The sequence below is a fragment of the Neptuniibacter sp. UBA6509 genome (assembly GCA_002435145.1).
In the GTDB taxonomy this organism is placed as follows: domain Bacteria; phylum Pseudomonadota; class Gammaproteobacteria; order Pseudomonadales; family Balneatricaceae; genus Neptuniibacter.
On record DJLT01000115.1, the window covers coordinates 98,580 to 119,427 of the forward strand.

General features: G+C 41.3%; 19 protein-coding genes and 2 tRNA genes. 18 read left to right on the plus strand and 3 right to left on the minus strand.

From position 1 onward, the window contains the following. The 14 genes from B4K11_RS14750 (at nt 1) to B4K11_RS14815 (ending at nt 11,999) form a co-directional block, all read left to right on the plus strand. Nucleotides 1-77 (plus strand) — tRNA-Asp (locus B4K11_RS14750). A gap of 49 nt (nt 78-126) precedes the next feature. Then, nucleotides 127-202: transfer RNA gene (locus tag B4K11_RS14755), tRNA-Val, on the plus strand. Nucleotides 203-363: 161 nt separating this feature from the next. After that, nucleotides 364-1,314 (plus strand): sensor domain-containing diguanylate cyclase, encoded by a 951-nt coding sequence (locus B4K11_RS14760; protein ID WP_292953409.1) that lies wholly within the window; start codon nt 364-366, stop codon nt 1,312-1,314. Between the two features lie 200 nt (nt 1,315-1,514). Then, nucleotides 1,515-2,420 (plus strand): 1-aminocyclopropane-1-carboxylate deaminase/D-cysteine desulfhydrase, encoded by a 906-nt coding sequence (locus tag B4K11_RS14765; protein ID WP_292953406.1) that lies wholly within the window; start codon nt 1,515-1,517, stop codon nt 2,418-2,420. A gap of 106 nt (nt 2,421-2,526) precedes the next feature. Then, nucleotides 2,527-3,408, plus strand: coding sequence for an NAD(+) kinase (locus B4K11_RS14770; RefSeq protein WP_292953403.1), 882 nt, complete (start codon nt 2,527-2,529; stop codon nt 3,406-3,408). A 1-nt stretch (nt 3,409) separates the two neighbouring features. Beyond that, the gene (locus tag B4K11_RS14775) at nt 3,410-4,390 is read left to right on the plus strand and encodes a metallophosphoesterase (RefSeq protein WP_292953400.1); all 981 of its coding nucleotides are present in this window, start codon (nt 3,410-3,412) and stop codon (nt 4,388-4,390) included. Continuing rightward, complete coding sequence (locus B4K11_RS14780) at nt 4,390-5,283, plus strand: rhomboid family intramembrane serine protease (RefSeq protein WP_292953640.1); 894 nt, start codon at nt 4,390-4,392, stop codon at nt 5,281-5,283. Before B4K11_RS14775 ends, B4K11_RS14780 begins: the two co-directional genes overlap by 1 nt. 8 nt (nt 5,284-5,291) lie before the next feature. Continuing rightward, nucleotides 5,292-6,164, plus strand: coding sequence for an alpha/beta fold hydrolase (locus tag B4K11_RS14785; RefSeq protein ID WP_292953397.1), 873 nt, complete (start codon nt 5,292-5,294; stop codon nt 6,162-6,164). Between the two features lie 68 nt (nt 6,165-6,232). Next, nucleotides 6,233-6,505 (plus strand): YeaC family protein, encoded by a 273-nt coding sequence (locus B4K11_RS14790; RefSeq protein ID WP_292953394.1) that lies wholly within the window; start codon nt 6,233-6,235, stop codon nt 6,503-6,505. After that, nucleotides 6,505-7,332: a DUF2797 domain-containing protein gene (locus B4K11_RS14795; RefSeq protein WP_292953391.1), complete on the plus strand. Its 828-nt coding sequence runs from the start codon at nt 6,505-6,507 to the stop codon at nt 7,330-7,332. The genes B4K11_RS14790 and B4K11_RS14795 overlap by 1 nt, the downstream gene beginning before the upstream one ends. Nucleotides 7,333-7,349: 17 nt before the next feature. After that, complete coding sequence (gene pepN, locus B4K11_RS14800) at nt 7,350-9,980, plus strand: aminopeptidase N (protein ID WP_292953388.1); 2,631 nt, start codon at nt 7,350-7,352, stop codon at nt 9,978-9,980. A 140-nt stretch (nt 9,981-10,120) separates the two neighbouring features. Beyond that, entirely contained in the window at nt 10,121-10,516 is a 396-nt protein-coding gene (locus tag B4K11_RS14805) for a hypothetical protein (RefSeq protein WP_292953385.1), read from the plus strand. A 135-nt stretch (nt 10,517-10,651) separates the two neighbouring features. Next, the gene (locus B4K11_RS14810) at nt 10,652-11,233 is read left to right on the plus strand and encodes an HAD family hydrolase (RefSeq protein ID WP_292953382.1); all 582 of its coding nucleotides are present in this window, start codon (nt 10,652-10,654) and stop codon (nt 11,231-11,233) included. Between the two features lie 214 nt (nt 11,234-11,447). Beyond that, nucleotides 11,448-11,999 (plus strand): hemerythrin domain-containing protein, encoded by a 552-nt coding sequence (locus B4K11_RS14815; protein ID WP_292953379.1) that lies wholly within the window; start codon nt 11,448-11,450, stop codon nt 11,997-11,999. A 38-nt stretch (nt 12,000-12,037) separates the two neighbouring features. Here the strand turns inward: B4K11_RS14815 and B4K11_RS14820 are convergent, their stop codons facing one another. Together B4K11_RS14820 and B4K11_RS14825 are read right to left on the minus strand one after the other, a co-directional pair. Then, nucleotides 12,038-13,171, minus strand: a complete 1,134-nt coding sequence (locus B4K11_RS14820) for a sensor domain-containing diguanylate cyclase (RefSeq protein WP_292953376.1) — start codon at nt 13,169-13,171, stop codon at nt 12,038-12,040. Between the two features lie 117 nt (nt 13,172-13,288). Then, nucleotides 13,289-13,894 carry a riboflavin synthase subunit alpha gene (locus B4K11_RS14825; RefSeq protein WP_292953373.1) on the minus strand — a complete coding sequence of 202 codons (606 nt, stop codon included), beginning with the start codon at nt 13,892-13,894 and terminating at the stop codon, nt 13,289-13,291. Nucleotides 13,895-13,987: 93 nt separating this feature from the next. Between B4K11_RS14825 and B4K11_RS14830 the strand changes: the two genes are divergently transcribed. From B4K11_RS14830 to B4K11_RS14840, 3 genes are all read left to right on the plus strand, one after another. Further along, nucleotides 13,988-14,884, plus strand: a complete 897-nt coding sequence (locus tag B4K11_RS14830) for a TIGR01777 family oxidoreductase (RefSeq protein WP_292953370.1) — start codon at nt 13,988-13,990, stop codon at nt 14,882-14,884. 393 nt (nt 14,885-15,277) lie between these two features. Then, entirely contained in the window at nt 15,278-15,787 is a 510-nt protein-coding gene (locus B4K11_RS14835) for a PAS domain-containing protein (RefSeq protein WP_292953367.1), read from the plus strand. Between the two features lie 14 nt (nt 15,788-15,801). After that, a complete protein-coding gene (locus B4K11_RS14840; protein WP_292953364.1) occupies nt 15,802-18,798 on the plus strand; it encodes a sensor domain-containing protein in 2,997 nt (998 codons plus the stop codon). 31 nt (nt 18,799-18,829) lie between these two features. Here B4K11_RS14840 and B4K11_RS14845 read toward each other — a convergent pair whose 3' ends face one another. Continuing rightward, nucleotides 18,830-19,249 carry a GFA family protein gene (locus tag B4K11_RS14845; protein WP_292953361.1) on the minus strand — a complete coding sequence of 140 codons (420 nt, stop codon included), beginning with the start codon at nt 19,247-19,249 and terminating at the stop codon, nt 18,830-18,832. A 375-nt stretch (nt 19,250-19,624) separates the two neighbouring features. Between B4K11_RS14845 and B4K11_RS14850 the strand changes: the two genes are divergently transcribed. Beyond that, nucleotides 19,625-20,752 carry an OprD family outer membrane porin gene (locus B4K11_RS14850; protein WP_292953358.1) on the plus strand — a complete coding sequence of 376 codons (1,128 nt, stop codon included), beginning with the start codon at nt 19,625-19,627 and terminating at the stop codon, nt 20,750-20,752. The last annotated feature ends 96 nt before the right edge of the window (nt 20,753-20,848 follow it).

Genomic DNA, 20,848 nt, shown 5'->3' on the forward strand with positions numbered 1-20,848 from the left:
GGAGTGGTAGTTCAGTTGGTTAGAATACCTGCCTGTCACGCAGGGGGTCGCGGGTTCGAGTCCCGTCCATTCCGCCACTTTAACTTCGAAGTGCTGAAGTTATCGTAAACAAGCCATCTACTTAGTGGGCGTGTAGCTCAGTTGGGAGAGCGTCGCCCTTACAAGGCGAATGTCGGGAGTTCGAGCCTCTCCACGCCCACCACTATTCTTCTGTTTTATCCCTCTTCTGTTGTCTTCTTATCTCTTTGTATTTTATGTATTAAACATGTATGTTGTGGTAATGTAGATCGAAATTTAACCGCTTAAATTCGTTGCCTCAATTATAGCTCTATTGGGCTTTTATAAAGATATGGATGAACATTAGTGAATAATGTGGATGAAACAGTGATTGTATCTCTATGTCCAGACCCTGTTATAGGTGTTGATGGTTCTGGTGTTGTTCAGATTTTCAACGCCGCAGCTGAGAAACTGTTAGGTTATTCTTCAGGCGATGTTATTGGTCGCATGAATATTTCTGAAATATATCCTAGTCGTGATGCAGCTCGTAAGATTAAGAAGTTAATGTATTCTGGATCTTATGGCTCAAAGGGTTTGATTGAGGGGTATGAAGCCTCACTGTCTTGTAAAGATGGTTCGGAAGTTCCCATTCGTTTGTCTGCGGTGATTGTTGATAACGAAGAGGGTAGTAGTATCGGTTTTTTCCATGATTTGACTGAGCGTCAAGCAATGGAAAAACAACTGCATAAGCTGTCAGTCACTGATGAGTTAACGGGGTTGTTTAATCAGCGTCATTTTTACAATGTGATGGCGCGTGAGCTGGATCGTGCGAAGCGTTATAAGCATCCATTGAGTTTGATCTGTTTTGATCTGGATAATTTTAAGAAGGTTAATGATTCTTTAGGTCATTTGGAAGGCGATAGAGTTCTTCGTATCATTGGTGACCTATTAAAGGACGCTTTGAGATTGGCTGATATCGCTGTCAGGTATGGCGGTGACGAATTTATGGTTTTGTTGCCAGAGACAAATATTTCATCTGCGGCAAAAACGGCTGAAAGGATTCGCATTGCTTTTAATGCTGAGTGTTCTTACAGCATGGATAAAAGTGATGATTCCATCGTCAAGCTCTCTATGAGTTTAGGTGTAACTGAAACTGATGGGGCTGAAAAGCCTGATCAGGTTGTTCAGCGCGCCGATTTGGCTATGTACGAGTCGAAAAGCTCAGGTGGTAACCGGACGGTATTGATTAAGCAGTATATCGGTGATGTTGTTCCCGGTACCCCGGAAAACCAAGTTAATACAGTAGACGTTTGCTAATGCTTGGAGCATTTAGATGACGCTATTGCTCTTCTGCGTCATCTGAATGCTCATTATCATCATCGTACTCTTCATAGCTCAGGTTTATTAAGTCTTCTAGATAGTCTTCCATTTTTCTCTCCTTTTTTATTCACTTTATGCGTATAAAGTGACGCTATTGTTATGTTTATATTTCATATTTGTTAAATCTCAGGACCGCCATGTTTGAACAAGGTAAAGTCTCGCCAATTATTCCTATAAAACTACAGCCGTCGATAAAGGCAGATGTTGCTTTGTATTTGCTTAGGTTGGATTTGACTGATGAGTATGTCAGTGGAAATAAGTGGTTTAAGTTAAAATATAATTTGAATGATGCGCTCTTACTAAAGCGTAAGTCTGTTCTTAGTTTTGGCGGTGCTTTTTCCAATCACATTCATGCGTTGGCATGGGCAGGCAAAAAATTAGGTATAAAGACTGTTGGAGTGATACGTGGTGAGCCTGAGTACGCAAGTAACCCAACGCTAACTGATGCTGCCCGCTGGGGGATGGAGTTGCTGTTTGTATCTCGTTCTGAATACAGAAAACGAAATGAAATTGAGTTTGTAGAGGCATTAAAGCGACAGTTTGATGATCCTTTGATAATTCCTGAAGGCGGTAGTAACCACCTTGCGGTGAAAGGTGCTTCTGAGATTGTGACCAAGTCAATGCTTGACCAGTATGGTTTCAATCATATTGTTCTGCCTTGTGGTACGGGAGGTACTTTAGCTGGGGTGGCAGTTTCACAGCCTGAAGTATCTGTATTGGGTGTACCTGTACTAAAAGGCGCGGAGTTTTTGGTCTCTGATATACAGGAGCTCATGAGTGGTGCGCGCTGTAGTGATCCGGGGAATTGGTCTCTGGATTATTCAGGTCACTGTGGTGGCTATGGAAAAACCTCTAAAGAGCTGATTGATTTTATCGAACAGTTTCATTGTGATCACAATGTTTCACTTGATCAGATATACACAGGGAAAATGATGATGCGCTTATTTCAACTCATTGAAAATGGAGCGTTTAGTAAGGGTAGTAAGATTCTCGCTATTCATACAGGTGGGCTTCAGGGGTTGAGATCTCTCTCTACTTCTTGAGTTGGTCATGTATAGTTATAAAAACTGATTGAAAAGATTGTGAAAAATCAGTTAGATAAAGAGTGTTTTTTATTGTTTACTCATTATGAGTTCATCCGGAGCAGAAATGGATTACTTTCGTAACATCGGCCTTATTGGACGTTTAGGTAGTAAGTCAGTTATTGATACGCTAAAACATTTGACTCGTTTTCTGGGTGAGCGAGGTCTCAACTGTATTTTGGATGAGCGTATTGCTGAGGTTATTCCAGGTCATGGTCAGCAGACCAGTACCCAAAAAATGATGGGTGAGATCTGTGACTTAGTTATTGTTGTGGGCGGTGATGGTAGTTTGCTGGGCGCAGCTCGGTCATTAGCCCAATACCATGTACCTGTTTTGGGGGTTAACCGCGGAAACCTAGGATTTTTGACTGATATCTCTCCGAATGAGATTGAAGAGAAAGTAGGCGAGGTTTTAGAGGGAAAGTATACCGTCGATAGTCGTTTTCTACTGGATGTTATCGTTAAGCGTGATGGTGTACCCATTGGAGAAGCGACAGCTCTCAATGATTGTGTTCTTCACCCGGGTAAAGCCGCGCGTATGATCGAGTTTGAATTGTATATTGAAGGCCAGTTTGTATATACACAGAAGTCTGATGGTCTGATTATTTCAACCCCAACAGGCTCAACCGCATATTCACTTTCTGGTGGTGGTCCGATTATGCATCCGAAGCTGGATGCGCTCGTTCTAGTACCGATGTTTCCTCATACACTGACAAGCAGGCCTATTGTTGTAAATGGCAACAGTGAACTTAAGTTAGTTATAAGTCCTGATAATGGTGCTTACCCGACAGTTTCTTGTGACAGCCAGAAAGATATAAGTTGTGCGCCTGGTGATACGATAACGGTCCATAAAAAACCGCATAAATTAAAGCTACTTCATCCTCTTAATTATGATTTTTATAGCACCTGCCGAGAGAAGCTTGGTTGGGGCCGGAAACTCGGAGAGTAAAGTGGCGAGTGAAACTAAAGGGTACGACATCATTGGTGATGTGCACGGATGTGGTCTTAGTTTAGAGCTACTGCTAGGAAAGCTTGGTTATTCCAAGCGTAATGGGGTTTATTCTAATCCTGGTCGGCAGGTCATTTTTCTGGGCGATATTATTGATCGAGGCCCCAGGATCAGGGAGTCTTTGCATCTTGTATATGACATGGTTCAAGCAGGACATGCTCAAATCGTCATGGGTAATCATGAATTTAATTATTTGAGCTATGTAACGCGTGGGCAAGAGGGTAGTGGTCTAAGCTACCTGCGTGAACATAACCCCCGTCACCATCGTATAGTCGCTGAAACTCTAGAACAGTTTGCAAATTATCCTGATGAGGAAGCGATGTTTCTTCAGTGGATCAGAGAGATGCCGGTTTATCTAGAGTTTGAGCATTTTAGAGTTGTACATGCGTGTTGGCATCAAAAATTAGTGGATCGTTTTGAGGCCGAATACCCAAACCATATTATCGATAACCGTTTTCTTCACCGCTCTTCTAAGCGTGGAACATTCGAATGGGCATTGATGGATCGTTTATTAAGAGGGACACACCTCCGCTTACCTGATGGTGAGGTCATGGTGAGTAAGGATGGCTTTGAGCGTCGCTTCTTTAGAACAAAGTTTTGGGCTGAAGAGCCTGAATTTTATGGAGATGTTGTTTTTCAGCCAGACCCTCTTCCTGAGCATGTTGCTAGGCTTCCTCTGACTGAGCAGGATTTTAATGATCTAATCTATTATGGCCCTGATGAGAAGATGCTTTTTATTGGTCATTATTGGCGTGAAGGGGTTCCTGCACCGATAACCTCAAATATAGCGTGTTTAGATTACAGTGCGGTTAAATATGGGAAGCTTGTTGCGTACCGCTTAGATGCTGAAACTACAATACAGCCTGATAAATTTGTATTTGTTGATGTGCGAAAAGAGATTGCTGATGAGCTTGGTTTGTGATGATAAAAGTATTCTCGGTTCCCTTAAGGGAAGATCTTACTGAATTCACAAAGTTTCTCTGGGAGCACAAAGTGCCCCATAGAGTTATAGAGACTGGGTTGCAGCAGGAATTATGGGTTGAGCCTGTTGTGAGCCCAGAAGATATATACAGTTTGTATGAAATGTGGCGTAAAGGCGAAGACCTTTCGCGAGTGGGCTTTTCATCTCAATCCTCTAACGACACATCATCTATGGATGAGGATTATTCTTCTCAACCTGTTCCTAATTCCCCCGGTATTTTGACATTAGCCAAAAGGGCTTGGTTTTCCACTGCTCTTATTATTCTAAGTGGTTTACTCAGTTTATTAATAGGCTTTGGTGATAATCTCGCTTGGATGAAACTGTTTACTATTACAGACTTCCGTCTCTCCTCGGAGGGCGTTTATCCAGCAACTATAATGGATACTGTAAGTTCAATGGAGTATTGGCGATTTATTACGCCAATTTTTTTGCATTTTAGTGCTCCTCATATTGTCTTCAATGTTCTCTGGATTTGGGTCGTAGGAACGCGAGTTGAATGTCTTCAAAACAGGACGACATTGATTGCTCTGGTGATCTTCTCCGGAATATCGGCCAACTTAGCTCAGTATTGGATAAGTGGTCCTTTATTCGGCGGGTTATCAGGTGTTGTCTTTGCCTTATTGGCCTATGTTTGGCTTTGGGATCGACTTTACGCGCCCAAGTTTGGCTTACCTTCTGCCTTAATTGGCTTTATGGTGTTTTGGTTGGCTTTGGGTTATTCCGGGGTTTTAGCGAGTATAGGTTTTGGTGCAATAGCCAATACTGCTCATTTGGTTGGGCTTTTAGCAGGTTTGGCATTTGTGCCAATAGGTAAATTACTGGCGAAAGCCTGAGGGGTAACATGGACGCAGCAAGGTTTTCGCTGGATTTGAAAGAGCGCTATGAAACGCAATATAGAAAGCTGGATTCTGTTGTTACAGGCCTTGAAGGTGAATATGTAGAGACCTCGATGGGACCTGTTTGGGTGACCACAGCAGGCGAAAAGGATGCGCCCCCACTTATACTTATTCATGGTCTGCATACTACGGCTCCTTTTTGCTTAGAGTATTTTTCAAAATTAGCAGAAAAGTTTCGTGTTTATTGTCCTGATATTCCGGGGCAAGCAGGTAAAACATCAGGTGTGGCATTGATGCCTACCAATCATGCTTATGCTCTATGGCTTGAAGCTGTCTTAGATAGTTTAAAAATAGAATCTTGCCCTGCGGTGGGGCTTTCATTTGGAGGAGGGGTCTTACTAGATTTAGCTGTCCTCTCACCTGACCGAATTACAGCAGCATCTCTTGTTGTGCCGGCGGGTTTCTTTCGTCCTATTTGGCGGCCTTTGAAAAAGCTGTTTATGCCGTTTATAGGTTTCAAACTGCATACGGATCAATCTCACTTTGATCAGTTGATGAACCCCTTAATGGGAGGAAACTGGCCTGAGTTAGAGGCCTATTACTATTCAGTTTTTCAAGCGGGTCTTCCCATGACTTTGATCCCTCCGGGCCCTTTTGAAAAGTCAGATCTTAGTGAATTTAGTGCGCCGGTCCAGTTACTTGTGGCATCTGAGGATCTTTATTTCGCACCTGATAAAATGGCGAGATACGCAAATGATAATCTTCGAAACCTTAAGCAGGTTGTAGAGGTTGATGATCTTCATATCCCTAATGAGAAAAACAGATTAAAGATTCAAACGGAAGTGTTTGAGTTTATGCTGAAAGAAAAAAGTATGTGATAAACTGTCGCTATTCTGGAGAGCGGGATATATCGAGATCCGCTTCGTGTAGCGTAAGAGATATAACGATGAACTATGAGCAACTTATTCAGGCGATGACGCCTGAGATGCACCAATCCTTAAAGCGTGCTATCGAGCTTGGAAAATGGCCTGATGGACGTAAATTGACGGCAGAGCAAAGCGATATTTGTATGCGTGCGGTTATTGCTTATGATCAAGAGCATAAGCCTGAAGATGAGCGTGTAGGCTATATTGATCGCACTAAAAAAGATGGTTCCCAACACGGTAAAGATCCGTTGGCACCAGATACCATTAAAATACTCACAGACGATAAAAACTGATGCAGCAGATTGCATGTGGCGCATTACAAAAAATGCGAACGGAGCTATCCGATACTGTTAAATATTTCCTGCCTGTCGGTGATGAAGAAGTTTCAATGAATGAGCTGATCGGGAAGCCGATCAGTTTATTGTTTCAAGGTGCGATTAACTGTACTCACTGTGGCCGCAAAACTAAGAAAAGTTTTAACCAAGGCTTTTGTTATCCTTGCTTTAAAAAGCTACCGCAGTGTGATCAATGCATTGTGAAACCTGAGCTGTGCCATTTCCATGAAGGCAGTTGCCGTGATGAGAGTTGGGGCGAGCAGTTTTGTTTTAAGGATCATTACGTATATCTAGCTAACTCCTCGGGGGTAAAAGTAGGTATCACTCGTGGTACTCAGGTTCCCACCCGTTGGATGGATCAGGGTGCTGTGCAAGCATTGCCCATCTTTAAGGTCTCTACACGATTGCAGTCAGGAAAAGTTGAACGTTTGCTTGGCGAGCATGTCGCAGATAAGACTAACTGGCGAAAGATGCTCAAGAATGAAGTAGACGATCTAACACTTTCCGAGACACGTGATATGTTACTGGAAAAGTGCAAAGATGGCTTAAAAGCGCTAGAAGACGAATTTGGTATTCAAGCGATCCAGCGCTTGCCAGATGCGGAACAGATAGAGATCAATTACCCTGTTTTAAATTACCCTTTGAAGGTGTCTTCATTTAACTTCGATAAAACACCTGAAGTAACAGGGGTATTACAGGGAATCAAAGGCCAGTACCTTATTCTGGATACTGGTGTTATTAATATGCGTAAATTTACAGCTTATCAGGTCGCGATATCTGCTTGATAAGCTAAGGTGTCAGAATGTCTCAGGAACCTAAAGCAATTTTTTTAAAGGACTACACAGTCCCTACTTATCTTTTTGAAACAACAGATCTACGTTTTGAGTTGTTTGAGGAAGAAACCTTAGTCCATGCCGATATTAAAATAAGCCGTAACCCTGAGTGTACTCAGCAATCACCTGCACTAGAGCTCTTTGGTCATGCCGACTTAGAGTTATTGTGCATAGCGATTGATGGGATTGAACTTGATAAAGAGAAGTTCAAGCGCGAAGGTGAGTTGTTAACGGTTCTATCTTTACCTGATCAATTCCGCCTTACAACATCAACGCGGATACATCCTGAAACAAACACAGCACTGGAAGGCTTATATAAGTCTGATGGCATGTTTTGTACTCAGTGTGAGGCCGAAGGGTTTAGACGCATAACTTTCTTCCCGGATAGGCCGGATGTTATGTCCGTGTTCAGCACGACGGTGGAAGCAGATAAAAAACGTTACCCTGAACTACTTTCCAATGGTAACCCTGTTGCGCGTGGCGAGTCGGAAGGTGAGCGTCATTGGGTAACATGGGAAGATCCATTCCCTAAACCTGCTTACTTGTTTGCTTTGGTGGCAGGTGATTTACAGCATATAGAAGATGACTTTACGACGATGTCTGGACGTAAGGTTACGTTAAGAATTTTTGCTGAAAAGAAAGATCTGGATAAGCTTGATTATGCGATGACATCGCTTAAAAATGCGATGACCTGGGACGAAGAAACCTATGGTCGTGAGTATGATTTAGATATCTACATGATTGTGGCAGTCGATTTCTTTAATATGGGAGCGATGGAGAATAAGGGGTTGAATATCTTCAATACCTCTTGTGTCCTAGCTAACCCAGCGACAACGACGGATAGCGGTTTTCAGCGAGTTGAAGCCGTTGTTGCGCATGAATATTTTCATAATTGGTCAGGTAACCGCGTAACCTGCCGTGATTGGTTCCAGTTGAGCCTGAAAGAGGGTTTTACGGTTTTCCGCGATGCCGAGTTCTCTGCTGATATGAACTCCCGTACTGTTAAGCGTGTAGAGGATGTCAGTTTGCTGCGCACAGCACAGTTTGCGGAAGACTCTGGGCCTATGGCTCATCCAATCAGACCTGATTCCTTTATTGAGATTTCCAACTTTTATACCCTGACGATCTATGAAAAAGGCGCTGAAGTTGTTCGTATGGTTAGAACGCTTCTGGGCAGTGAGCTATTCCGTAAAGGGTCTGATCTCTATTTTGATCGCCATGATGGGCAAGCGGTTACGACTGAAGAGTTCATTAAAGCGATGGAAGACGCTTCAGGTCGTGACTTAACACAGTTTAGATTGTGGTATAGCCAAGCGGGAACACCTGAGTTACATGTAAGTGACCATTTTGACCCTGCAACGGGTGACTATGAACTGAAGGTCAAACAGCGCTGTCCTGCTACACCTGGCCAAGATACAAAGCCTGCCTTCCATATTCCTCTAGCAATGGGTTTACTCAATGGGGATGGAGAGGAACTGCCGCTTGCGGGAGGTCATAAAACAGAAATTCTAAACATCACTGAGCCTGAGCAAGTTTTTACGTTTAAAGGACTAAAACAAAAGCCTGTACCTTCATTGCTTCGTGAGTTCTCTGCGCCGGTTAAACTGTTTTATCCTTATCAGCGCGATGAACTTATGTTCTTAATGGCGAATGATAGCGATGGCTTCTCACGTTGGGATGCGGCTCAAAAGCTTGCAGTGGATATTATGCAGGCGCTTATTGCTGATTATGTTACACAAGCAGAAATGCAGCTTGATAATCGCTTAGTTACTGCGTTCAAGAGTGTTCTTGAGGCAGAAGGGCTTGATAAAGCGATGGTCAGTAAAGTGCTTACACTGCCTTCTGAAGCTTATCTATCTGAACTGTCAGATTGTGTTGATGTCGATGCTATCTTTGAGGTGCGTAATTTTGTTAAACGTACCCTGGCTGAAAAGCTGCAGAGCACCTTGCTAAGTGTTTATAAAGAAAATGATACGGATGACGTTTATCAGCCGGATGCAGATTCTGTTGCACGTCGTAGCCTTAAAAACCTATGTTTGTCTTATCTGATGAGCTTAGAGACTGGCGAGTATCTTGAGTTGGCCAAGCGTCAGTATGAGAAAGCTGACAATATGACTGATATGCAAACGGCATTAGTGCTAGTAGCGCATTCTGCGTTTGACAATGATGCTGATAAGTTATTGACTGATTTCTACGATCGCTGGAAGTCAGAAAGCTTAGTAGTAAATTTATGGTTATCTATTCAGGCGGCAAATCCGACGGAAGGTGCTTTGGCCCGCGTTAACGCTTTGATGGAACATGCCGCTTTCGATCGTAAAAATCCAAATAAGTTACGTTCATTAATCTCTGTATTCTGTGCTCAGAACAGTGTGAATTTTCATTCGTTAGATGGAAGTGGCTATCGCTTCTTAGCGGATAGAATTATTGAACTAAATAAACAAAATCCTCAAATCGCTGCCCGTATGTTGACTCCGCTTACGCGTTGGAAGAAGTTTTCAACACAAAGGCAAGCACTGATGTTGGCCGAGCTAGAGCGTATTCGTGATAGTGGTGAGCTCTCAAAGGATGTATTTGAGGTTGTAAGCAAAAGCTTAGTGTAAATAATTTGTATATTCGCCTTAAGCCGGGGGGACGGATCGTTTTCCCTCCGCTATACTCGCTTTGAGGTGTAAGCTAAATCTCTCGAGCGGTTTAGATTTAAGTAAAAATAATAAATTATAAGTTTGACCAAGGATGCAACATGTCACAATTACTGTCTGCGGAAGATAAGTTTGATATTCAACAAAACTTTCGACGCTACATGCGTTTGAAAGATAGCAATGAACTGGCTAATGACGCTTATAAAACGGCTAAAGCTAATCGTATTTGGATAGCGGGAATTATTTTACTGTTATTTGCTTTATCCTCAGTATTTTTCTTAGGGGCTGCAGCAGGTCTGTTTGGTGTTTATTTCTATAATCTCATCATTAGCGGACTTGATGTAAATTCCAGTGATGAAAGTATCGAAGAACTTGACCGTTGGTTTATAACTAAGCAGTTGAAGTTTGAAGGTCGTATCTTGTATTTTTCTCAAGACGAGTTGCTTGAGAATCCAATCGACCCGTTTAACGAAGCGTGCTTTTCCACAGCGGAATAATATCGTTCTTTGAGAAAGACTGAATGCCGAAAAGTGTAAGCTTTTCGGCATTTTTATTTATGCAATAACATCGCAGTCGTTCCCTGTTTTGAGTCGTTTCCAATTTGAGAGTAGCTTCCTATTTTGATTAGTTTCATGGATAAGCATTACTGGGTATTTGATCTTGATGGTACGTTAACACTTCCCGTCCATGATTTTGTACATATACGTAATGAGCTCGATATTCCCCAGGATCAAGATATTTTAGAAACTATCAATTCTTATGACGGCCCACGTAAACATAAGGCGCTTCAGCAGTTAGATGCCTTAGAGAGCTATTATGCGTCTTTAGCTCAGCCTGCTCCGGGTGCTATAGAGTTAGTAGATATGCTTGGTGAGAAGGGATGCAGACTAGGGATTTTAACTCGCAATACAAAGCCTCTTGCGCGTCTTTCACTCGACGCTATTGGGGTACGGGATTATTTTGATACTCAAGATATTCTAGGGCGAGATGAGGCTTTGCCTAAGCCTTCACCTGAAGGGATTCATTTTTTATTGAACCAATGGAAAGGGCACCCTTCCCGCGCAGTGATGGTTGGAGATTATCACTTTGATCTGTTGGCAGGCCGGTCAGCATCAGTGATTACTGTGCATGTTGATAGTAGTGAGAGACACTGGCCGGAAGATACGGATGTTAGAGTTAATACCCTTCATGATTTAAGAAAGTTAATCGTTTAGATCTTCCTTTTCACTTAATCAATTTTAAAGCTCAGTCTGTTCTTTTCCGCTTATTTTGCACCGCTATGAGCTTAATCGAATGATAATTGATCCTTATCAACAGCTATTTTCCAGTTTTCTATAATTTAATGTGTAGTGCTTAGGGCGCAAATAACAATGTCGCAGTTGTGAAGCTTATAGCGTTCCCCTAGATATTGTATATATAGGTAAAAGTATGACCATTCTTAGCGAACTACATCAAGATCATGTAAACCTTAGTAAGCTTTTAGTGATTTTAAGGTTAAAAGCGCAGGCCCTTAGAGAAGGCTCAGAACCCAATTTTGCTTTAATCGCAGATGTTATGGATTACATAACGAACTACGCTGATGGTTTTCATCATCCGAGAGAGGATGAGCTGAATAAGTATTTCATGGGTAGGTCAGATGAGCTAGATAGCCAGTTAAAGTGTTGTTCAGAGGAGCATGTAGCTCTTAAGATCGCAACAGAGGAGTTAAAAGAAGCTATCGATGGTGTTCTACATGATACGGTTAGGCCTATGGGAGAGATCTCTGATTTGCTTGATGAGTTTATTTCTCAACAGTTAAGCCACTTAAATACTGAAGAGGGTATGCTTTTCCCTTTGATTGAGAGCCAAGCAACGGATAACGATTGGGCGATCGTAAATACGTTACTCCCGCGTCAAGATGATCCATTATTTGGCACTAAGCAGGCGGAGAAGTATACAGAGTTGTATCGTGAATTAATTATAGATATGAATAATAAGTAAGGAGCCAGCGGGCACGTTGAGTACTTAGCTACGACAACTTAGCCGTGTTCTGATTCCTGCTTTTTATCTGTAGTGGGGAAAGGGGTAAAAGAGATCTGGTTACGGCCACTTCGTTTGGCTTCGTACACGGCTTTATCTGCTGATTGAATCAGCTGATAGGCTATATTATCTAGCTTCAGTGTTGAATATTTACCCGGCTCACAGAGGGATACCCCTATTGAGGTGGTCATTCTAAAGGGGGTTGAATCTTCGTCTCTAAAAATAAGGCGTGATAGTTTTAACCTTAAGGTATCTGCTATCTCAAGGGCTCGGTTTTGGTCGCAGTTTGGTAGTAATATGGCGAACTCCTCTCCACCATAACGTGCAATAATATCTGTTTTTCGTAGTTGCTTATTAAGAAATAAGCCTACCGTTCGCAGCACACGATCCCCTGTTTGGTGCCCATAGGTATCATTGACCGTTTTAAAATGGTCTAAGTCGATAAATAAGCAGGCAAGGGGGTGTTCACTACGGCTGGCACGGGATAGTTCTCGCACGATCTCTTGATCAAAAGAGCGGCGATTATGAACTTTAGTCAGCATATCGATACTGCTAAGGCGATGAAGGTTCTCTTGATTGATGCAGTTTTCTATACAGACGGATACCACAGAAGCTAAGTGTTGAATGTAGTCATACCTAACATGCTCTGTGTAGCGTGTTGCATCATTACTACCTAAATGAAGGCTTCCGATTAAGCAGTTTTGTCTGATAAGAGGCAAAAGAGCACAAGATTCTATCGGGTGCTCTGTAACAGGGAATGCTTCTGATTTAAGTGAAGCGCTGGGCGCCCCAATGATCATTTTCTGGTTCGGGTATATTGATTTAAGCAGTCTTTGGCTTTGAACAAAACGCAGCGTGTTGCCCGGACGTGGTGGAATATAGTCGTCAAGCAGGCTTCTGGCTGCATGTTCAGGATCAAACAGAATTAGGTTTACATTACTAAGTCGAAAAAGTTCCTTGAATTCAATCAATATAAGATCAAGCAGTTCTGACAGGCGTGCACAGGAAAGCAGGCGTAGTTCTACCTGGAAAAAACTATTCAGTACAGACTCATTTCTTTCAGCTTTACTCACTACAAGACGTAATGTTCGCTTCAGTTCTTGATTCTCTTTTTCGATTGAACTATCCGTCATCCTTGTCCCTTTTATAGGATATCAATATATCTATCGGCCGCTTTAGAGAACTATATAGTTTTTTTTAAACTTTAAATTGAGAAAAACTAATGACAATTTTATATAGTTTTTAAATACTTAACGGTTGCTCATATAGTGTTCAACTGTTTCTACAACGGCTTGTGTATGGGCATCGATCTCCATATTGATCAAGCTACCTTTTTTTAGCTCACCAAAGGTAGTTATTGCTAAGGTTTCAGGGATAAGGAAGACGTTAAAAAGGTCATCCTTAAGTTCCCCTACTGTAAGGCTGCATCCGTTTAAACCTATAAAACCTTTTGCGAAGATGTATTTTTTCCATTCAGGCTTTACTTTAAACCAGACTATCCAATTATTATCAGGTCTTTCTATACGCTCTATTTCTACTTGTTGATGGATATGCCCTGAAAGCAAGTGTCCACCGATCTCATCCCCAAACTTTGCAGCGCGTTCAAAATTAACACAATCACCGATGTTGAGTTCGCCTAAGTTAGTGACTCTTAAGGTTTCCATGATCAGGTCGAAAGTTATCAAATTGTTTTCAAAGGACGTTACCGTCAGACAGGTTCCATTAAGGGCAATACTTGCACCAATCTGCAGGTTGTCACAGTGCTCAATCGGCAATTCCACTTGAAGATGCATAAAATCTGTTTTTTTATTAATGGCGCGAATAATGGCTTTACCCTGAACGATGCCTGTAAACATGAATACACTCTTTAAAAAATTAGCTAATCTAAATATGGATAGATATCGTACCAATATTAATGCGTTAGCACATGGATATAATAAGGAAGCTTTATGAAAGTTTTAATAACGGGTGGTACAGGTTTTATTGGTCAGCGTTTGATAGAAAAACGGTTATCAGCAGGGGATGAGATCTATTGTTTAAGCCGCGATCCTGAAAAGGTACAGATGCTTTTTCCTTCTGAAGTATCTGCGTTAAGCGAGCTACCTAAACCAGATGAGATTGTGGTTGATGCCGTTATTAATTTAGCAGGGGAACCAATATTAGATAAACGCTGGAATGATAAGCGTAAGCAGCAGCTTAGGGACAGTAGAATTGAATTTACCCATGATTTAGTTGCTTGGATTGAGCATCAAACGAACAAACCTAAAACACTGATTAGTGGTTCAGCAATCGGCTTTTATGGCAGTCAGGCAGAAGGTGTTTTGGATGAAGAAAGCTCTTCTCAACCGGGTTTTACCTATGATTTGTGTGCCGAATGGGAAAAAGCAGCGTTTAAAGCAAAAGAGTTTAATTTGCGGGTTTGTACTATACGAACAGGGATCGTGTTAGGCGAAGGTGGCGCGTTAGCTAAGATGATACCTCCTTTTAAATTGGGCTTAGGCGGTCCTATAGGAAGAGGGGGGCAGTGGATGTCCTGGATTCATATCGACGATGAGATCGATATTATTGAGATGCTTTTAACCCATGAACATTTACACGGTAGTTTTAATTTGACCTCTCCGAATGCAGTGACTAATAAACAGTTTTCTACAACCCTTGGAGCTATTCTTAAACGTCCTGCATTCATTCCGATGCCTAGTTTTGTTATGGAACTCTTATTAGGTGAAGGAGCTGAATTGCTGTTAGAGGGGCAGAATGTATATCCTAAAAAGCTTTTGGATCTTGGGTATGAGTTTAAGTTTACTGAGCTTGAATCTGCACTAAGAGCCGTTGTTGAACGTTGTTGAACAATGATTTTTTGAACGGTTCTAATGACTTTTTAGAACCAACTACTTATCCCTACTGCGTTACGTCTCCTCTATTTATATGTCAGAGAGTGTTTGTATGCACTTAACCCCATTTTTGTGTGTCTCCTTTGCCTTTCCTCTTATATGTCACCTCTTAACGTCTATTTTTTAATATTTATTAAAGAATAAATGGTTTGGCCCAAACTATGCATCAATTAGCATGCTCCTATATTAGTTATGGTTATTTTCATTTTTTTGAAACATTTTGGGGCGATTATGTTGTAAGTGCACAGTATAAGTCTTTGTAGTCTTAACTGGCTAATACTGATCAGTGGTGGTTTTTTTAATAAAAAGTCAGACTGAGTGGTTGGTATTAAGTGGTGAGGTATTCATATGCATACTACAAATATTGAACAGAACTACCCAGCAGATGTTCGATTGATATCTACGATGAACTTGGATGGGGTGATTACTTATGCAAACCCAGAGTTTTGCGAAGTAGCGGGCTATAGCATTGATGAACTCGTCGGTATGAACCATAGCGTAGTTAGACATCCTGATATGCCAGCCGCTGCATTTGGCGATCTCTGGAAACATGCTAAAAATGATCAGCCTTGGATGTGGTTAGTTAAAAACCGCTGTAAAAATGGTGATTATTATTGGGTTCAAGCCTATGTGACACCGTTGTTTAATGGTGCCATGTTAAATATTACAGACCGCAGTACCCAAGTTGCTGCAGCTTCAGAACAGCAGAGCGCGGTGGCTGAAGAGGTTAATTCTAATATTGAGCCTATTGGTTCTGTTGCTTCTGAAAACAATGACATTTCACAAAAAATACAGCATTCATCCAAAGAGTTAAGTGTATTGGTAACTGACTTGAGATCAATGCTACAGGCTATATAAATGGGAGGGGTATTGTGGATTACAACATCGTATATCTTATTTTAACAACCCTCTTAATTGTGGCAGGTGGGCTATTTTTATATTCGCTTAAGGTTAATGATCAAAGCAAAGAGCTGAATGTTAATTATCAAAATGCCTTGAGCGCACTCGATTCAATTATCTCTATTAGTGATCAGGTTGATGATCTAACTTTTTTAAAGAAATGCTTAGATGAAGTCAGTTCTATCTATGGTTCAAATCAAATATGGATTAATTACAGTCATAACTCGACCCTCATTTTGGATGAAAAATGTAAGGGACTTGAACTTGATAATGAACTGCTAATATCGAAAGTGATTAAGTCACAACGGGAGCTATTACAGTTGCCTGATAAGGGGGAAAAGCGGAGTAACTATCTACTTCTTTTGCCTATTTTACATAATGATGATGTTACAACAATCATCACAATAAAGCTGCGTGATGCGCCTTCTCCAGATCAGGTTGCTACGGCTATGGCATTGGCCAATGCCGTTTGGCAGGGAATGAGAAAAAAACATCGCAATAAGAAAATATTTGAAAACGAAACATTCCTTGCAGCAGCAACCAAAAAGGGGAATGTCGGTCTTTTTGATTGGAACTTGCTAACGGATGTTGTTATTTATTCGAGTGTGTGGGCAGAGCAGTTAGGCTATAAAAAAGAACAGATAGAGACTCACTATCAAGAGTGGGCTTCACGTTTACATGCGGACGACACAGAGCGTTTTAATAATCAGTTAACACGATGCTTTACAAAAGGGGCAGAGCATTTTTTGTTAGAGCACCGTTTATTACATAAACGAGGGCACTATATTTGGGTTAAAGCTCAAGCCTCTATTTTTTATGATTCTTCTGGTCGAGCTATACGAGTAATGGGCGCTCATATTGATATATCTGAGTCAAAAGCAGTTGCTAATCAGCTGACTAAAGAGAAGGATCAGGCAAATAAACTTGCCACTCGTAATGACACTATATTATCAACCATCAGTGATGGGATTATTGAATTTAATATGGATGCTCAGCAGGTATATAGTAATAAAGCGGCCTCTCAAATGCTGGGTTTCTCGTCTAAAGATATGTTGGGAAAAACCGCAGTTAGTACATGGCAGTATGCCCACCCAGTGGGGGAAGTATGCTGCGAAGATGATTGCGACATTAAAATGGTTCTGCGAACAGGAGAGCCCATTTCCGGTGATGACTGGTTCATTAGAACTGATGACACCTTTATCCCAGTACATCGAAAAATTGCACCTATTCTAAATGATGGAAAAATCACCGGTGCGGTAATGTCTTTTTACGATATATCTAAACAAATGGAAGACGAACGCTCTATAAAACTTTCAGCTGCAGTTTATGAGAATACGGCTGAAGGGATAATGATAACTGATTCAGATAATAAGATTGTGTCAGTGAATAAAGGTTTTGAGGAGATAACCGGTTATTCAAGCTCTGAAGTGATAGGCAATGCACCAAAAGTGCTTTCATCAGGTAAAACTGATCCATTCATATATGATGACATGTGGCATTCATTACAAAAAAAAGGCTATTGGAAAGGAGAGGTAGAAAATAGAAAGAAAAATGGAAGTGTATATACAGAACTTCTCTCAATTACGACCTTAATTGATGATTTTGGTGAGCTTTATTATATCGGCGTTTTGAATGACGTCAGCCAAGAAAAAAGAACTCAAGAGCAGCTAATTGAGCTTGCTAATCATGATCGGTTAACGGGCATACCAAACAAATTTTTCTTTGAAAGTATTGTTTCTCATCTTCTTTCGCGTGAGAAACGGCGTAATAGAAAATCTGCGTTGCTTTACCTAGATATGGACCGTTTTAAAAACATAAATGACAGTATGGGCCATGATTACGGCGATAAGCTAATCATAGAGTGTGCTAGCCGTTTGAATTCCCAAGTAAGGGATATGGATTATTGCGCCCGCCTAGGAGGAGATGAGTTTGCAATTTTTGTAGATGACTTTGAAACTGAGGATGAAGTTTTTGCCTTGGCGAATCGTTTAATCTCGATGATCTCAGAACCTTATAATTTACATGGATGCACTGCTCATGTTGGGTTGAGTATAGGTGTCTCTTTTTATCCTCAAGATGGCCAGAGTTTAGATGAATTGAAAGTCGCATCAGATGCCGCTTTATATAGGGCAAAGGCTGATGGCCGTGGCGTTTATAGAACTTATTCCACTGAGATGTCCTATATGGCCAAAGAGCGCCATGAGTTGGAAAATCTTCTACGTGAAGCGATGGATAATGATGATTTAGAGTTACATTATCAGCCACAGGTTGAGATGGCTACGGGAAAGGTCTTAGGATATGAAGCACTTGCTCGTTGGACCCATTCTGAGCGAGGTGTTATCTCTCCTGTAGATTTCATTCCTTTAGCGGAAGAGACCGGTTTGATTATCGCTTTAGGTCAATGGGCTTTAGATGAAGCAGCAAGTCAGATACGTGAATGGTTAGATAATGATATGGCGCCAGGTTATATCGCCGTTAATATTTCGGCATTACAGCTTGCCCGTTCCGATTTAGTGACTGATGTTAAAGGTGTTGTGAATAAATATAAGATACCTCCATCGTCCATTGAATTAGAGATTACCGAAAGTTTTATGGTTCATAACCCTCAAAAAGCAGCTGACGTCCTTAACCAACTAAAAGCGCTGGGGGTGAGACTCTCGATTGATGACTTTGGGACAGGCTTTTCTTCTTTAGGTTATATAAAAAATCTGCCTTTTGATTGTATTAAAATAGACCAAAGTTTTGTTAAAGGCATTATTGATAATAAAAGCGATCGGTCGTTAGTGACTGCAATTATTGCGATGTCTGAAGGCTTAGGTTTAGATGTAATTGCTGAAGGTGTTGAAACAGAGGAGCACGCGGAGCTTCTTAAACGTTATGGCTGTAGGATTGCGCAAGGGTGGCTTTATGGCCGACCCACACCGAGAGAGGAGCTATTTAAACAGCCTCGTTTAAGTAATGCATGTTAAGTAAAGATCCTGATCAGATAAGTACTCATAACTATTCCTCTCTACCCTCTTTATATTGCGGTAATTGATCACTGATATCGTACCAATTAGCCTTAGAACTACAGTAAATATGTGCATCAGGCTTCTCCTGAATGGGGGTGTCTAACGTGCCTAAGGCGAACTCAACTGTGTCCCCTGTATCCTCGGAAGGGATAAAAATTAGGCTAGAACCACATTCAGAACAAAATTGACGCTTAGTTCCATTAGCGTCTTCATAGGTTTTTAGAAGGTTTGTGCCAGTGATCCAGCGGAAGTTTTTCTTTTCTACAACCCCAAAGGTTGAAAAAGCAGCCCCATGAAATTTTCGGCACATGGAGCAGTGGCAATGGGCCATGTGCGGCTTAATCTCTTTTACCTCATATTTAATGGCCTGACAAAGGCAGCTGCCTTTTAAAGGGTGTATATCTGCCATTATGTAACTCCTTAATTTATATACGATATAGAGGACTGAGATTGGATGGTTTTCTAAGGACGTCTTAGATTACTAATATCTCTGTTTTTTGTCACTCCTCAAGGCCTAGTGATCAAGGCTGTTATCTACTCTTACCTTTCTGATCAGCTCTTTCTCTGTAAGTAGCCTATATTGATACTTAACAAGTCGCACTCTTACTCATCACTTCCGATATATGAAGTTACGAATGAGTAGGGTAATTGTTTGGGTGCGGTATCTATTGAATTATCTTTCTGAGCAGGAGGCCGGATTAGAATGTGGGGGGAGTAGTTCTAGGGAGGTTATTTAGTCGTTGTAAACGTTATTTATTACTCTGAGTAATAGGATGGAAAAATAATGACTCATAATATGATTAAACCTCTGACAATAGCATTGTTGGCCGGCACAGCTGCATTGGTTCATATTCCTTCGGCCTCAGCAGAGGTTGATGTTCATTTGCGTACTTTCTATTTGTATCGTGATTTCGATGGAGATAACACAGAACATAGGGAGGCTTTAACTCAAGCGTTGCATTTAAATTATTATGCACCGATTACTGATTCAATAAGTGTTGGGGCATCGGCATATTTTAATGCGCGTATTTATGATGATGGGGACTCTCATTTAACGGGGTTATTAACTACGGAGAACGCAGAAGGGTACGCTAAGCTTGGTCAGATATATGCTGATTTTAGTTTGACCGATATTACGACATTGCGTGTTGGGAGGTGGATCACAGGTACACCGCTATTCAATGATTCAGATAGCCGCGCAACACCCTCTTCAACACAAGCGATTAAGTTAACGTCTCTCTATAAAAATGGTCAAGCCTACTTAATGTATTCAGACCGTGCAGTGAGTAAAACAGGGAGTCACTTTAAGAAGTATGAAGACAGTAATGGTGATGATTATGGTGTAGCTATTATTGGCGGGGATTATGTTTTAGATAACGGAGTGTCTTTTGTTGCCGCTTATGGTGATGCCGATGATTATAAACAGCAGTTATATTTCAATGTAGGCATGCCTATTGGCGACAGTTCAAAGGTTGCGTTACACCATTATCATGGAGAAGGGGATGGGGCAAATGCAGCGTTTGATTCTGATCTTACAAACTTGGTGGCATCCTACGTTTTTGAAGATTTAAAGCTAACGATTGGCTATCAAACTGTCTCCGGTGATAGTGGTTATGATTATCTATGGGGTGGAGAAGATGATAATGGGCTTCAAACAAGTAACTCAGTTCAGATTTTAGATTTTAATCGTTTAGATGAGGATTCCTGGCTTATACGGGCGGATTATCAGGTTGCAGCTGTACCAGGGTTAGGAGTGATGGCGCGTCATACATGGGGCGACTATGCCCAAGGTATTCTGAAAGTAGATGAGTCAGAAACTAACGTTGAGATGGCTTACACTATAGCTGGCGGTACGTTGGAGGGTATGAGTCTCAGGTTTGAGAGCATCTCATGTGGAAGGGGATGCTTATGATAATATCGATGAAATACGTTTGATTGTGAACTACGGTTTTTAAGTCAAGTAACACCTCTTTTCTCATAGTTCATAAAAATGACCCATGATAAAAGA

Coding starts and splice junctions, on each gene's coding strand:
- B4K11_RS14765 (WP_292953406.1), top strand. CDS start 1,515: ATGTTTGAACAAGGTAAAGTCTCGCCAATTATTCCTATAAAACTACAG.
- B4K11_RS14770 (WP_292953403.1), top strand. CDS start 2,527: ATGGATTACTTTCGTAACATCGGCCTTATTGGACGTTTAGGTAGTAAG.
- B4K11_RS14780 (WP_292953640.1), top strand. CDS start 4,390: ATGATAAAAGTATTCTCGGTTCCCTTAAGGGAAGATCTTACTGAATTC.
- B4K11_RS14785 (WP_292953397.1), top strand. CDS start 5,292: ATGGACGCAGCAAGGTTTTCGCTGGATTTGAAAGAGCGCTATGAAACG.
- B4K11_RS14790 (WP_292953394.1), top strand. CDS start 6,233: ATGAACTATGAGCAACTTATTCAGGCGATGACGCCTGAGATGCACCAA.
- B4K11_RS14795 (WP_292953391.1), top strand. CDS start 6,505: ATGCAGCAGATTGCATGTGGCGCATTACAAAAAATGCGAACGGAGCTA.
- pepN (WP_292953388.1), top strand. CDS start 7,350: ATGTCTCAGGAACCTAAAGCAATTTTTTTAAAGGACTACACAGTCCCT.
- B4K11_RS14805 (WP_292953385.1), top strand. CDS start 10,121: ATGTCACAATTACTGTCTGCGGAAGATAAGTTTGATATTCAACAAAAC.
- B4K11_RS14810 (WP_292953382.1), top strand. CDS start 10,652: ATGGATAAGCATTACTGGGTATTTGATCTTGATGGTACGTTAACACTT.
- B4K11_RS14815 (WP_292953379.1), top strand. CDS start 11,448: ATGACCATTCTTAGCGAACTACATCAAGATCATGTAAACCTTAGTAAG.
- B4K11_RS14820 (WP_292953376.1), bottom strand. CDS start 13,171: ATGACGGATAGTTCAATCGAAAAAGAGAATCAAGAACTGAAGCGAACA.
- B4K11_RS14825 (WP_292953373.1), bottom strand. CDS start 13,894: ATGTTTACAGGCATCGTTCAGGGTAAAGCCATTATTCGCGCCATTAAT.
- B4K11_RS14830 (WP_292953370.1), top strand. CDS start 13,988: ATGAAAGTTTTAATAACGGGTGGTACAGGTTTTATTGGTCAGCGTTTG.
- B4K11_RS14835 (WP_292953367.1), top strand. CDS start 15,278: ATGCATACTACAAATATTGAACAGAACTACCCAGCAGATGTTCGATTG.
- B4K11_RS14845 (WP_292953361.1), bottom strand. CDS start 19,249: ATGGCAGATATACACCCTTTAAAAGGCAGCTGCCTTTGTCAGGCCATT.
- B4K11_RS14850 (WP_292953358.1), top strand. CDS start 19,625: ATGACTCATAATATGATTAAACCTCTGACAATAGCATTGTTGGCCGGC.